The 13768-nt window shown below is 60.6% G+C and carries 11 protein-coding genes, 1 tRNA gene and 1 pseudogene; 6 read left to right on the top strand and 7 right to left on the bottom strand.

Going from position 1 to position 13768, the window contains the following annotated elements:
* The 3 genes from ABD112_RS00795 to ABD112_RS00785 all read right to left on the bottom strand — a co-directional run.
* Positions 1-759, bottom strand: a 759-nt coding sequence (locus tag ABD112_RS00795; protein ID WP_343922304.1) for a type II secretion system F family protein, incomplete at its 3' end; no start/stop codon positions are given.
* Complete coding sequence (locus tag ABD112_RS00790; RefSeq protein ID WP_343922302.1) at positions 756-1907, bottom strand: TadA family conjugal transfer-associated ATPase; 1152 nt, start codon at positions 1905-1907, stop codon at positions 756-758. The genes ABD112_RS00790 and ABD112_RS00795, both read right to left, overlap by 4 nt.
* A 121-nt stretch (positions 1908-2028) precedes the next feature.
* On the bottom strand, positions 2029-3297 hold the full coding sequence (locus tag ABD112_RS00785) for a helix-turn-helix transcriptional regulator (protein ID WP_343922301.1): 1269 nt from the start codon (positions 3295-3297) through the stop codon (positions 2029-2031).
* A gap of 93 nt (positions 3298-3390) precedes the next feature.
* Here ABD112_RS00785 and hxlB point away from each other — a divergent pair, with 93 nt between their 5' ends.
* The 3 genes from hxlB to acs all read left to right on the top strand — a co-directional run bounded on the left by hxlB (position 3391) and on the right by acs (position 7007).
* On the top strand, positions 3391-3975 hold the full coding sequence (hxlB, locus tag ABD112_RS00780; RefSeq protein ID WP_343922300.1) for a 6-phospho-3-hexuloisomerase: 585 nt from the start codon (positions 3391-3393) through the stop codon (positions 3973-3975).
* A gap of 60 nt (positions 3976-4035) precedes the next feature.
* The gene (gene hxlA, locus ABD112_RS00775) at positions 4036-4659 is read left to right on the top strand and encodes a 3-hexulose-6-phosphate synthase (RefSeq protein WP_343922298.1); all 624 of its coding nucleotides are present in this window, start codon (positions 4036-4038) and stop codon (positions 4657-4659) included.
* A 383-nt stretch (positions 4660-5042) separates the two neighbouring features.
* Positions 5043-7007 (top strand): acetate--CoA ligase, encoded by a 1965-nt coding sequence (acs, locus tag ABD112_RS00770; RefSeq protein ID WP_343922296.1) that lies wholly within the window; start codon positions 5043-5045, stop codon positions 7005-7007.
* A gap of 105 nt (positions 7008-7112) precedes the next feature.
* On the opposite strand, the gene ABD112_RS00765 is transcribed toward acs, so the two are convergent.
* From ABD112_RS00765 to sp36, 3 genes and pseudogenes are all read right to left on the bottom strand, one after another.
* Positions 7113-8630 carry a UDP-N-acetylmuramoyl-L-alanyl-D-glutamate--2,6-diaminopimelate ligase gene (locus tag ABD112_RS00765; RefSeq protein ID WP_343922294.1) on the bottom strand — a complete coding sequence of 506 codons (1518 nt, stop codon included), beginning with the start codon at positions 8628-8630 and terminating at the stop codon, positions 7113-7115.
* A complete protein-coding gene (locus tag ABD112_RS00760; protein ID WP_343922292.1) occupies positions 8627-9088 on the bottom strand; it encodes a RidA family protein in 462 nt (153 codons plus the stop codon). The genes ABD112_RS00765 and ABD112_RS00760 overlap by 4 nt, the downstream gene beginning before the upstream one ends.
* A 20-nt stretch (positions 9089-9108) precedes the next feature.
* Positions 9109-9249, bottom strand: a pseudogene (gene sp36, locus ABD112_RS00755) (Sp36 family protein); the annotation flags it as partial.
* A gap of 54 nt (positions 9250-9303) precedes the next feature.
* On the opposite strand from sp36, the gene ABD112_RS00750 reads away from it, so the two are divergent.
* From ABD112_RS00750 to ABD112_RS00740, 3 genes are all read left to right on the top strand, one after another.
* Positions 9304-11856 carry a transglycosylase domain-containing protein gene (locus tag ABD112_RS00750; RefSeq protein ID WP_343922288.1) on the top strand — a complete coding sequence of 851 codons (2553 nt, stop codon included), beginning with the start codon at positions 9304-9306 and terminating at the stop codon, positions 11854-11856.
* Complete coding sequence (locus ABD112_RS00745; RefSeq protein ID WP_343922286.1) at positions 11853-12827, top strand: metallophosphoesterase; 975 nt, start codon at positions 11853-11855, stop codon at positions 12825-12827. Before ABD112_RS00750 ends, ABD112_RS00745 begins: the two co-directional genes overlap by 4 nt.
* Positions 12828-12855: 28 nt before the next feature.
* Positions 12856-12929 (top strand) — tRNA-Pro (locus tag ABD112_RS00740).
* Between the two features lie 56 nt (positions 12930-12985).
* Here the strand turns inward: ABD112_RS00740 and ABD112_RS00735 are convergent.
* Positions 12986-13768: integrase core domain-containing protein (locus ABD112_RS00735; RefSeq protein WP_343922284.1), on the bottom strand; the 783-nt coding region annotated here is incomplete at its 5' end.

Here is a 13768-nt window from a genome sequence, read left to right as displayed (position 1 = left end):
TTCGTCAGCTTCGGCACGTAACAACTCTGCGGCCGGCACCCCCGCTTCGTGCGAGAGCTGCAACACCTCGTCAAGGTGATCACCGTCACCGGGCAACTCGAAGCGGTCGAGCGCGCCAGTAACCACAGCCCGCGCCTGAATGAGAGACCCACCGCCAGACACCGCAATGGCCATGAGCTCGCACTCCAAACCGGGCGCTGCGCGCGTGGGCGTGGCTGTGCGCACGAGCCGCGCATTCCACCGAACGGCCACAACGATCAGCCCGCCGCCAACCACAAGGCAGCCCCATCCGATCGGTGTCGTCACGAGCACTCCCAGGGTGTCGAAACCCAGAAGCGCCCCGAACACGAGTCCGACCGCCGGCAGCGCCAAAACCATGCGCGCCGTCGCGACCGGGGCGGCTAGGGCGGTGGCCACTTCGCGCTGGATATGCACGAGCATCCGCAACGCCCTCGCATGCGTGCGGAGTGCACCGGCAAGCGGCGCCCCCACCTGCCCCGCAACGAGCCAGGCCGCAGCCAACGAGTTCCACGCCTGTCGATCAAGCGACGGCAAACTTTCGGATGCCCGCGCGATCCGTTCCGGCGCTCCTCCGGGTTCGTCGCCCCCGACCGCTACCGCCACCGCTACGCTCTCTGCAGGGCGCCCACGCGCCACATGGCGCCAGGCCGATGACGGCGTAAGCCCAGCGTTCAGCAGCACGGCCAACCGCTGGGTGACGCTCGCGACCTCGGGCAATTGGGAGAACGCGCGTTTCATTCGAGGTCGGCGATCGCCAGCCGGTCATGCTCGTCGAGCACGAGCCGCCCCACGTGAGTGAGCCTGCGCCTGCCGTCGACCCGGTCGATATGCAGCACGGCCCCAATTGCACTGACCGCCTGCCGGGCAATCGCGGAAGCATCCAAACCGGCGAGCGCACCCAAAGCCTCCAAACGGCTCGGCACATCCTTCAACGAGTTTGCGTGCAAGGTGCCCGCGCCACCATCGTGGCCGGTGTTCAAAGCACTCAACAATTCGCGGATTTCTGCACCGCGACACTCGCCAACCACCAGCCGGTCAGGCCGCATGCGCAACGCCTCCCGCACGAGAGCAGGCAGCCCGTAGCCGCCGGCACCCTCGAGGTTCGCTTGCCGAGCTTCTAGCGACACGAAGTGGGGGTGCTCGACTCGCAGCTCAGCGACATCCTCAATCGCCACAATCCGCTCTGAATCGGATGCCGCCCCCAACAGAGCGCCAAGAAACGTGGTCTTTCCTGCTCCCGATGCGCCCGAGATGAGCACGTTTTCCCGCTCGTCGATGAGGGCTTTCACTCGCACCAGCGGCACCTCGCTGAAGAAGCCCGCAAAGTCGAGCTCGGCGAGTCCAAACGGTTGGCGACTGGGAACCCGAATTGACAGCAATGTGCCGGTGGGCGAAATCGGCGGCAACACCGCATGAACCCGCACACCGCCAGCCAAACGCACATCAACGCACGGGGTCGCTTCATCAATATGACGACCGCCCACGTTGATGAGTCGCACGGCGAGAGTGCGCAGATCTGCTTCGGTCATCCCCACATCGCCGACAGCTTCGAGCCCGCCACCACGATCAATCCATACCTGCTTGGCACCGTTCACGAACACATCGGTGATGTTGGGCCGGCCGACATAGGGTGCGAGGGGCCCGAATTCGTGCACGACCTGTGCTGAGGCATCCCGAAGCCCCACACCGGCAGTCGAGCCCGCAACCGCACCTGAGCCAGAGCCAGAGCCAGAGTCGGGCCTAGAACCGACGCCAGCAGCAGCACCGGAACCAGCCGCTCCAGGCAAACCACCGGCGGGCACGCCCACGGCAAGAGTGGTCTCCGCCGAGAGCCGTCGGCGAGCAACAAATGGAACGGTTTCGGGGGCATTCGAAGTCTCAGTCACGCCGCAACGCTAAGCACGCGGCAAAGCCGCTTCAGTGGTTCCGCACGAACCGTGCCTCCCTCCCCGGGACCACGACTGTGGAGGAAAGGTAAAGCAGCGTCCCGAAGGCCACTATCCCGCCTCAGCGGTATGCCGAAACGAGCTCGGCCCGGTTCGACACCCCAGCCTTACGGAGCAGGTTCGCCACATGAAACTTCACGGTGTTCTCGCTGATCGACAACGATTGGGCGATCGTTTTATTGCGAGCGCCGGATGCGAGCAATTCGAGCACGTCAGATTCCCGTTCGGTTACTTGCCATTGCGCACTGGGCGAACGGTCGAGACCTTCGGCGCTCAGCGGTAGAACGACGGAAATTTCGGACCCCCAGCCTGAGGTGCCGTTCACACTCAGCCGACCGCGAAGAGCAACCGCCCGCTCCATGAGTTGTCGCACCGGGGGGTCATCGAGAGCGAGCTCACCAGGACCGTCATCGCGTATTCCGATCAGCAAATTCTCACCGTCGCAATTCCACTCCACCCGCAGCCGAGCGACTCCCGGTTGATCCATCAGAGCGAGCACCGCTCCCCGCACAATTGCCCGGCCCGCGTGCGCAACCTCGCCCGGCAGGGCGCGACCAGTGGCTGGCGGATCGACGAATTGAACGTCGAAATCGCCGAACCGCACCAGTGGGCGCAGGTCCGCTTTGAGCCGTTCGAAGGCGCGCACCACTGGCTCCTCCGCCAAACTCCGATCCCGATCCGAGACTGCCCGCAGCCTGACCATGGCACTCGCAGCCAGATCGGTAGCCTCCTGCCTAGCGGTCGCATCCGCCGCGTCACGAGAGCGCAACGTCGCAAGTATTTGTTCGAGGGTCGTCGAATGCGCATCGGTGAGGTCAGCAATGACCTGTGCTCGATCCTGCGATGCCATCCGCGAGTCACGTAAATAGTCAGGGCTAGCCACTGCAACCTGCTGTTGAATGCTTACCGCGACCAAACGCCACAGTGAGGCGACCGTTGCGAGAGCATCCTCCTCAGTCTGTGAGCCGTTTACCAGGACGGGATTGGTGAGAACGAGCAAGGAACCGGTCGGGGCAATCCACACCGCGGTCGGGCGTTCACTCCGTGCGACTACCGCGCGGAGTCCCCACACCGGATGCCCCAGAGCTGACACGGTCTCCCGCACGACATCAAGCTCCGCAATGCTCACATGATCAGTGATTGATGCCTCGCCGGCTTTTTTCTGCGGTCGTCCCGTGCAGTCCTCCGTAAAAATCAGCAATGAACTGTGCGCAACCACGGGTTTGAGAACGCTGGAGAATGCGCCCGCTATCTGAAGCAATGAACTCGACACCACAGAATGCACGGAGTCGACAAGTTCGAGAGCGCTGGCGCTATGGAGATCGGTCACGCCCCCATTTTAGACACCACCTACCCATTCGGGTAGTAAATACCGGCCAAACGGCGGGCATCATCCCGCCCAAACGGGTGGCACAGTGAAGTAATGGCCAGCAACGACATCACTTCTGCAGTCCCCGCCGCAATCGATTTGGTTCTCGCTGAGAACATCGCGATCAGTGAAGCAATTATTCGGGATAGCGCGGAGACCGTCCCTGCGGCGATCGCCATGCTCACCACCGCCAAAAGAGTTTTCGTGCTCGGCTCAGGCCGTTCCGGTCTTGCCCTGCGGATGCTCGCGATGCGCCTCATGCACTTGGGACTCCACGTCCACATTGTCGGAGACGTGACAACGCCCGCGATTCGGGCGGGTGATCTGTTGGTGGCGGCCAGCGGCTCGGGAACCACCGCAGGCGTCATTCGCTCGGCAACGACCGCAGCCAACGCCAACGCACAGATCATCGCCGTAACCACGGCGGCTTCGTCCCCCCTTGCTTCGCTCGCCGACGTCGCGATCGTTATTCCTGCCGCGCAAAAACAGGATCACGGTGCGACTCGATCCCGGCAGTACTCCGGAAGCTTGTTCGAACAGGCGCTGCTCCTGCTCGGCGACGCAATGTTCCACACGATGTGGAAGAACTCCGGAGCAAGCGCCGAGGAACTTTGGCCGCGTCACGCAAACCTCGAATGACACGCGATTAGCCATCCGTTCCACAGTTTCGCTCGAACCAACACAATGAAAGAGAATCAAATGAAGCTTCAAGTAGCAATGGACGTCCTGACCATCGATGCAGCCCTCACGCTTGCCGGACAGGTTGCCCCGTACGTCGACATCCTCGAACTGGGCACACCGCTCATCAAGCACGAGGGCCTCAGCGCTGTGCGCGCAATCAAAGACGCACACCCCGACAAGCTCGTGTTCGCTGACCTGAAGACAATGGATGCCGGTGAGCTCGAGGCAGATATCGCTTTCTCCACCGGAGCCGACTACGTCTCCATATTGGGGGCCGCCGGAGACAGCACCATCATCGGTGCGGTAAAAGCAGCTAAGGCTCACAAGAAGGGCATCGTGGTCGACCTTATCGGCGTTGCAGACAAAGTCACTCGCGCCAAAGAGGTCACCGCACTTGGAGCAGTTTTTGTCGAAATGCACGCAGGGCTCGACGAGCAGGCAGAACCCGGATTCACCTTCCAGACCCTCCTCAGCGATGGCGAAGTAGCTCGAGTACCGTTCTCCGTTGCTGGCGGCATCAACGCCAGCACCATCGCCGCGGTACAGCGTTCCGGAGCAACAGTCGCGGTCGCCGGAGGTTCCATCCACGGAGCATCTGACCCCGCAGCGGCAGCAGCAGAACTGAAAGCAGCAATCGTCTAGAACGATCGCTGAGAACGTATGGGGGTGCTCTCGAGCGCCCCCATACGTCGTTAAGGCGCTTCACGGCATCCGGCACTGTCGCTTCAGTTCAGCCGGCGCCGCCAGTTCGAACTGACGCAACCGAGCTTGTGGAGGAGAAGTGCGCCAATGCGCGCCAAAACGGCCGCATTAACGAAAGAGGGGCGACGCCTATTGGGGGGAACAGGCGCCGCCACCACGGCAATCGATTGGGGGGAATCAAAATTGCCGCGTGCCGAACTTGCATTCGACGACTTTCAGTGTAACGCAACGGTATGTGACCGCATAGGAGGTTCTAGAATCGGTGGAATACTTTCAGAAAGCACGAGATCGAGAACCGCAATCACACGATCGAAGAGGATCAAATGACCAGTAATTCCATCGACAGTCTTCTGCACGAATCACGTCGTTTTGCCCCATCAGATGCCTTTTCTGCGGCGTCTGAGGCTAGTCGCGACCTCTACACCTCAGCTAAAGAAGACCGTATTGAATTCTGGGCCGACAAAGCTCGCGAGTATGTGCACTGGCACAAGCCATTTACCGAGACCCTAGATTGGTCTACCCCGCCGTTTGCCAAGTGGTTCGCCGACGGCGAACTCAATGTGGCCTACAACTGCCTCGACCGCCACGTTCTTGCCGGCAACGGTGACCGCACCGCCATCCATTGGGAGGGTGAACCCGGCGATAGCCGCAGCATCACTTACGCCGAACTCACCGCCGAAGTGAAGCGCGCCGCCAATGCAATGGCAGCCCTTGGCGTCGGCCAGGGCGATGTTGTCGCTATCTACATGCCTCTCGTTCCCGAAGCTGTCATCGCGATGCTCGCCACGGTGCGCCTCGGTGCCGCCCACTCCGTAGTCTTCGGTGGCTTCAGCGCCGAAAGCCTTCGCAGCCGCATCGACGACGCGAGCGCCAAACTAGTTGTCACGGCTGATGGCGGCTGGAGAAAAGGCAAAGTCTTCCCCCTCAAAGCCGCAGTGGATGCCGCACTAGCCAACGGGGAATCAAGCGTCACCAATGTGTTGGTCGTCAAGCGCGGCGACAACGATGTGGAATGGACCGAGGGTCGCGACCTGTGGTGGCACGATCAGATCGAGGCAGCGGAGCCTGAGCACGAGGCACAGGGGTTCCCGGCCGAGAACCCACTCTTTGTGCTCTATACTTCGGGCACGACGGGCAAGCCGAAGGGCATCCTGCACACCAGTGGCGGTTACCTCACGCAGGCAGCCTTCACCCATAAGAACGTGTTCGACCTGAAGCCCGAAACTGATGTCTACTGGTGCACGGCCGATGTCGGCTGGATCACCGGCCACACCTACGTCACGTATGGTCCTCTCGCCAACGGCGCCACTCAGGTGCTTTACGAGGGAACCCCTGACACCCCAAACCAGGGCCGCTGGTGGGAGATCATCCAGAAGTTTGGGGTGAGCATTTTCTACACGGCGCCCACCGCCATCCGTTCGTTCATGAAAGCCGGGCGTCAGATTCCGGAGCAGTACGACCTGAGCTCGATTCGGGTGCTCGGTTCGGTGGGCGAGCCCATCAACCCTGAGGCGTGGATTTGGTATCGCGACGTCATTGGTGCGGGAAACACTCCCATCGTTGACACGTGGTGGCAGACCGAGACCGGCGCCATCATGGTCTCGGCGTTACCGGGGCTGACGACTCTGAAGCCAGGCTCGGCGCAGGTTCCGATTCCGGGAATCAAGATCGACATCCTTGGCGAAGATGGCACCCGCGTTGATCCGCCGAACGGTGGGCTCCTTGTTGTCTCCGAACCATGGCCGGCGATGCTGCGCGGCATCTGGGGCGACCCCGAGCGCTTCAAGGAAACCTACTGGTCGAAGTTCCCCAACCTCGACGCCCCCAAGTACTTTGCGGGCGACGGCGCCCACGTCGATGAAGACGGCGACATCTGGTTGCTTGGCCGAGTGGATGATGTGATGAACATTTCCGGTCACCGCCTCTCGACCACCGAAATCGAGTCAGCCCTCGTGTCTAACCACATCGTTGCCGAAGCAGCAGTTGTTGGTGCCGCCGATGAAGCCACCGGTCAAGCCGTTGTCGCATTCGTGATCCTCAAGTCCAACCAGGAGCACGCTCAGACCGCCGCAGAAGCAAGTGCGCTTCTTCGCCTGCACGTTGCGAAAGAGATCGGAGCGATCGCCCGCCCGCGCGAAATCTTCATCGTCTCCGAACTGCCCAAAACGCGTTCGGGCAAGATCATGCGCCGCCTGCTTCAGGACGTCGCGGAGGGGCGCGAAATCGGTGACACCACCACCCTCGCCGACACGACTGTGATGCAGATCATCTCCGACAAGCTCAAATAGTCTCGAGCCGGATACGGCAAAGGCCGGGTCGCGATCGCGGCCCGGCCTTCACCGTTAAGAACAGCCTGCCCTCGCTCTCGCGTGCGGCTACCGCCTAGTTGAACGCTACTTCGCGCGCTCCTTGAGCAAGCGAATAGCGGTGTCGATGTCGCTGAACGGCACACGCTCATTGCCGACGATTTGGTACGGTTCGTGACCTTTGCCCTGCAACAGCACCACATCATCCGGATTCGCTGCATCGATCGCATAAGCAATGGCACTCGCACGATCGCGAATCTCAACAACACGTTCAGGATGCTCGAAGCCGGCGCGAATGTGCGCCACAATCTGGTCGCCATCTTCGTTGTGCACGTCGTCGTCGGTGACCACGATCAGGTCAGAACCCTCTTCAACAATGCGCGCCATCTCGGGGCGCTTGCCCGGGTCACGGTCGCCTGTTGCCCCAAAGACGGTCACAACGCGGGTGTGGCCAGACTCACGCAGAGCCGTCACAGCGTGACGCACCGCATCGGGGGTGTGTCCAGCATCCACAACAACCAGCGGCAACTGGTTGTTCTCGCGGATGCGGGTCATTCGCCCCAGTACCGGCTCGAGAGGAGCCAATACCTCGGCGATCGCTCGCGGCTCGATGCCCTGAGCCCAGAGAACCGTCGCACAGGTGAGCAAGTTGTCGACATTGAAGCGACCGATGAGCCCGCTCGCGACGTGGTGGCTTTCGCCCTCAATCACGAGGTCGAACTCGAGACCCTCGGTCGTAAGTTGCACGTTGTCAGCTCGCACGCTTGCTTCAGCGTGGCCGCTCGAGGTCATGCCGATGCCACGCATGCCCTCGGGCAGAGTGTGGTGGAAGTGGTTTTCGGCAGCCGCGTCATCCAAGTTGAGGATGGCGGTTTTCACTCCCGGAAGAGTGAAGATTTTCGCCTTCTGAGCTGCGTACTCCTCCATCGACCCGTGATAGTCGAGGTGATCGCGAGTGAAATTCGTGAACGCCACAATGTCGAACTCGACGCCATCGACGCGACGCTGCTCGAGCGCGTGAGAGCTGACCTCCATAGCCACGTTGTCGACGCCTGCACGGTGAAAGTCATCCAAGAATTGGTGCACGGCGGTGACCTGCGGGGTCGTCATTCCCATGTTGATGCGGTGTTCACCCGTGATACCGGCACCGAGCGTGCCGATCGTCGCGGACGTCATACCGAGCCGCTGCCACGCCTGCGTCAGCAAGTGCGCGGTAGACGTTTTGCCGTTGGTGCCCGTGATACCGATCATCGACATCGAGCGAGATGGATGCCCAACAAACGCATCCGCCATCGCCCCAATCACGTCTCGCAGATTCGCAATCGCGAACACACGCTCGCCGAGGTTCACGCCTTCGGCTGCCGCCGCATCCACGAGCACCGCAACGGCGCCCTGCTTCAGCGCTGGCTCAATGTAGGGCAGCGCCGGGGATGCCGTCGTGCCGATGGCAACAAAGATATCGCCATCGCCAACTTCGCGGCTGTCTTGCACGAGCCGACGCGCACTGAGCGTTACGCCCGCATGCGTCGGATCCCACTGGCCGAGCTCACACTGGCGCAGCGGCGCGTTCTCCCCGGCCTGGCCGGGGTACCACACTTCGATCACGCGAACTCGAAAACGAACTCGATCTCAACCGGAGCATCGAGGGGCAAAACAGCAACACCAACGGCGCTGCGAGCGTGCTTGCCCGTCTCACCAAAGATCTCGCCCAACAGCTCAGAGGCGCCATTGATGACGCCGGGCTGCCCCGTGAAGCTGGGGTCGGAGGCCACGAAGCCGACAACCTTCACCACTCGCGTGATGCGGTCCAACGAACCGATGACGCCCTTAGCGGCAGCAAGGCCGTTGAGAACACAAGTCTTGGCGTATTCGTGGGCTGCTTCAGCATCCACTTCGGCACCAACCTTGCCGGTGGCGGGAAGCTTGCCACCGACCAAAGGCAACTGGCCAGAGGTGTACACAAGGTTTCCTGTGACCATCGCCGGCAGGTACGAGGCGAGAGGTTTAGACGACTCCGGAACCGTGAGATTGAGCTCTGCGAGACGCTCATCAAGCTGTGACATTACTTGTTCTCTTCCTTGATGCGTTTGAAATAAGCGACCGGGCCACCCTCAGGGCCGGTGCCAACCTGCACAAGTTCCCAACCCTCAGAACCCCAGTTATTGAGGATTGCGGTGGAATTGTGCACCATTAGCGGTGTAGTCAGGTACTCCCAAGTGGGCATATTTGCGGCTCCCGTTCAGCATGGCGTTATCAATGATCCCTTACTCTTGATCATATGTCTGCCCAAAAAACTCCGCGTCGTGGCATAGTCTCGGCTCTCGCCGGGCTCATTGGCTTAAGTGCGCTCTCTGGCGTGCTCATTACTGCCATGGTCGCCCCCGCGCTCGCCGTTACCGGCATCACTGCTTCCAGCACCATCGGCATCTTCGATGGCTTACCCGAGTACTTCGAGATCGACCAGCAGCCAGAACGCAACACGCTCTATGCCGCCTACACCGGCAGGGGCAACGTTGATGGCTACTACCCGATCGCGACAATCTACGACCAGAACCGTCAAGTGGTCAGTTACGACCAGATTTCTCAGTACGCGATAGATGCCACAGTCGACGGTGAAGACCGCCGTTTCTTTGACCACGGTGGTGTCGACCTCCCATCGCTCTTGCGTGCTGCTGTCGGCAACGTCGTTAGCTCGGGAATCGAGAGTGGTGCATCCACCCTCACGATGCAGCTGGTGAAGAACACCTACATTTCCCAGGCCGAGACGCTGTCGACTGAAGACGCACGCAAAGCGGCATACGAAGACGCCACTCGGGAGACTTTCGACCGCAAGCTCAAAGAAATGAAACTCGCGATCGGTCTTGAGAAGCGGTACACGAAGAAAGAGATCCTTACCGCTTATCTCAACATCGCCAACTTCGGCAACGCGACCTACGGCATTCAGGCCGCCTCGCAGCGCTATTACAGTGTCAACGCGAAGGACCTCACGCTCGAACAATCAGCAAGCCTGATTGCGATCGTGCAAGAGCCGAGCATTCGCAACCTTTCGGACCCTGAGTACTTCGCAGCAAACCAAGAGCGTCGCGACGTGATCTTGTACGCGATGCTCGACGTCGGCTCGATCACTCAGGCCGAGTACGACGAAGCTGTAGCGATACAAGTCGATGAAGAATCTGTTGTGCCTTCATCTCCCAAGAACGGCTGCACCGCCGCGTACAAGTACGCCAAGTGGTTCTGCGACTACGTCGTCAAGAGTGTTGGCGACTTCGAGTTCCTCGGCGACACCCCAGAAGAGCGCAACGCAAACTGGAAACAAGGCGGCTACAAGATCTACACAACCCTCGATCTCGACGCGCAAATTGCGTCACAACAGGCGACGTGGACGTACGCACCGCCCGGTGAGACCTCCTACGCCCTCGGCAGCGCGACCTCAACGGTGGAAGGTGGCACGGGCCGCGTGCTTGTGATGGCAGAGAACAAGATATTCAATGACACCGCCGACGGCGGTGGCGCCGACACCTCCGCGGTGAACTACAACACGAGCTTCGAATACGGTGGTTCTACTGGCTTCCAGCCCGGATCGGCCTACAAGGCCTTCACGCTGATCGAATGGCTCAATCAGGGCAAGGGAATTAACGAGCGACTTATTGGTACTGCTCGCGATATTCCCGGCTCGGAGTTCCTAGACAGTTGCAACGGCCCGTACGGAGGCACTGTGTCCTTCAAGAACAACGCGGGTGAGCGCGGGATTTACAGTGTCGCTGAAGGCACCGCAGAGTCGATCAACGGCATCTTCTTCTCCATGGCAATCCAGCTCGATCTCTGCAACATCCGGAATGTCGCTGCAAGCTTGGGCGTCGAACGCGCGGACGGCAAAGAACTCGAGAGCTTCCCGTCGTCGGTCATCGGAACCAACACGGTTACACCGCTCAGTCTCGCCTCTGCCTATGCAGCAATCGGCGCCGGCGGACTCTGGTGTGAGCCAATCATCATCGACAAAGCAATCGACGCTCGGAACAACGATCTGGGCGGTCAGGAAAAGAACTGTCGTCAAGCAATTTCGCCTGAAGTCGCAGCGACCGCCGCCTACGTGATGAAAGAGGTCCTCAACCGCGGTAACGCTGCATATGCTGACCCCAACGATGGCATCCCGATCTTCGGTAAGACCGGAACCACTGACGGTGCTAAGCAGACCTGGATGGCAACCGCGACTACCCGTTACGGTACCGCCACATGGGTCGGTAACAGCATCGGCTATCAAGACATGAGTCGCGTCTCGTACGCAGGCATTCAGGGTTATCGCCTGCGCCACTACATCACCAGAGCAACCGATATCGCTCTCAACCTCAAGTACCCTGGCACCGAGTTCGCCGATCCAGATCCCGCGCTGCTCACCGGCTCTGGAACAGAGGTGCCCGACGTGCGACTGCAGACCTTGGAACAGGCAAAGTCGGTGCTCGTGAGCCTCGGATTCAATTTCAGGGATGGCGGAGGAGTTGACTCCGAACTGCCTGCAGGCCAGGTCGTGCGAACTGACCCAAGGGCGGGAACACAGTCCGCTGCTGGTGCAACGGTCACGGTTTACACAAGCAAGGGCAACAAGGCAAAAGTCCCTGACGCCGTCGGAAGCGGTGAGGAATATGACTACGGCACAGCTGAGGGCATATTAAATGGAGCTGGATTCTCGAATGTGAGTCCGGGCTGCGAAATGGTGCCGCCGGGCGACCCACGAATTGACATGGTCATATCGTCCAGCCCCGCACCGGGAACCTCTGCCAAGACGAGCACCACAATTACCCTCGTCGTGGCGCAGATCGCTCCCTGTTCATGACCCGTCGTCTCTCCCCCGCAGCTACCGCATTCGGTGCGGTAGCTGCGGCAGGGGTGGCCGCATTCGCGTGGGGTTCCCTCGTTGAGCGCAATCGCTACACAGTCCGCCACGAAACGCTGCCGATCCTCGATCCGGGTGCGCGCGACATAACTGTGCTGCATATTTCCGATCTGCACATGGCACCGTGGCAGACCGGCAAACAAGATTGGGTTCGCGGGCTCACCGCCTACGAACCTGACCTCGTCATCAACACTGGTGACAACCTGGGGCACACTGACGGCATCCTCGGCATCAAACGCGCCTTCGAGCCGTTTGAGGGCACCCCGGGAGTATTCGTTCATGGATCGAATGACTACTACGGCCCTCAGTTCAAGAATCCATTCACCTACTTCACCTACTTCACCGCGCCCACCTCGAGCCATCGCCCTGTCGAACACCTTGACACGGAAGCTCTCACTGCTTATTTCGAGGATCGACTCGGCTGGCTCTCGCTCAACAACCACGCTCGCGCCATCGAACTACGCGGCTCACGCCTTGAACTATTCGGCACTGCTGATGCGCACCGCGGCTGGGAGCGGCTCGATCGCCTGCCCGCCAATGTCGAAGAGATGCGCGAAAACGTCGGCTGGGCAGATGACCGTCACGGCCCCGAAACTGTAGCCCTCGGCGTAACGCACGCCCCGTACCGTCGCGTGCTCGATGCCCTCGTCACGAACGGTGCTGACGCGATCTTTGCCGGACACACCCATGGAGGGCAGGTTCGGATTCCAGGAATGCCCGCGCTCGTCACCAATTGCGACATTCCTCGCGAACAGGCGAGTGGGCTCAGCATCTGGCATCACTTGCGTCGTGCGGCGTTCTTGAACGTCAGCGCGGGCCTCGGAACCTCCATTTATGCACCCGTTCGCTTTGCGTGCAGACCAGAAGCAGTCGTGGTGACTCTGACTGCCGGAGATATCGGCTATTCTTGATCTGTTGATCACGCAAGTGGTCGATGATCGGGGTGTGGCGCAGCTTGGTAGCGCGCTTCGTTCGGGACGAAGAGGTCGTGGGTTCAAATCCCGCTACCCCGACAATGTGATGTCGCAAGACATCGGAATAGTTCGAACCCACGGTTTGTGGGTTCGGACTATTTTTTTGTGCCGGCGGGTTGGTAGTCGCGGTTGAGGTCGATTGTGAGCTCCCGCAGGATCTCTCCGGTGGCGGCGTTGATGACGGTGACGTCGAGTTCTTGGATGAGCAGTGTGACGTGGGTTCCGGCGTGGGTTCGGCCGATCCCGATGTGACGCAGGTGGCCGGCAACGCGAAGGCTGACGGTGCCAGATTTGTCGATGCGGTCGTGGCGGACTCGGTTGTGGGAATCATCGCGTGGGGTGCTGCTGGGTGTGGCTTTGATGCTGGTTGTGTAGGCCGTGAATGGTGTTGCTCGGTGCTCTAGCGAGCGGTGTGGGCGACGCTGGTTGTATTCGTCTGCGAACTCGTCCAGCAGCAGTTGCAACTCGGTGATCGTGGTGGGTTGGCACGGTTGCGCTCGAAGCCATTTCTTGAGTGTTTGTTGGAAGCGTTCAACTTTGCCCTGAGTTTGCGGGTGATGGGGTGAACCATTCTTTTGCGTGATCCCGAGGCGGAAGAGTTCGGTTTCTAGGCTCGTGCGGCCGCCACTGTTCTTGCCGCCGGCGAGGCGCACGGTGTAAACCATTCCGTTATCGGTCAGCGTTGACGCCGGATAACCGTGCCGATGAGCGGTCTGGGTGAAGCTCCGCAGCACGATCACGGCAGTGATGCGGGCGTGGGCGGAGAGGTGTAGTGCGTAGCGGGAGTGGTCATCGAGCCAGGTGATGATCTCGGTGTCTGCGCCAGGTTGCCCATAAGGGGTGCTGAGGCGGTAGTGGGTGAAGTCTGATTGCCAACA

Source organism: Rhodoglobus aureus, assembly GCF_039527955.1.
In the GTDB taxonomy this organism is placed as follows: Bacteria; Actinomycetota; Actinomycetes; order Actinomycetales; family Microbacteriaceae; genus Rhodoglobus; species Rhodoglobus aureus.
Note: the sequence above shows the minus strand (reverse complement) of the source record. Positions and strands in the feature narration are given on the sequence as shown.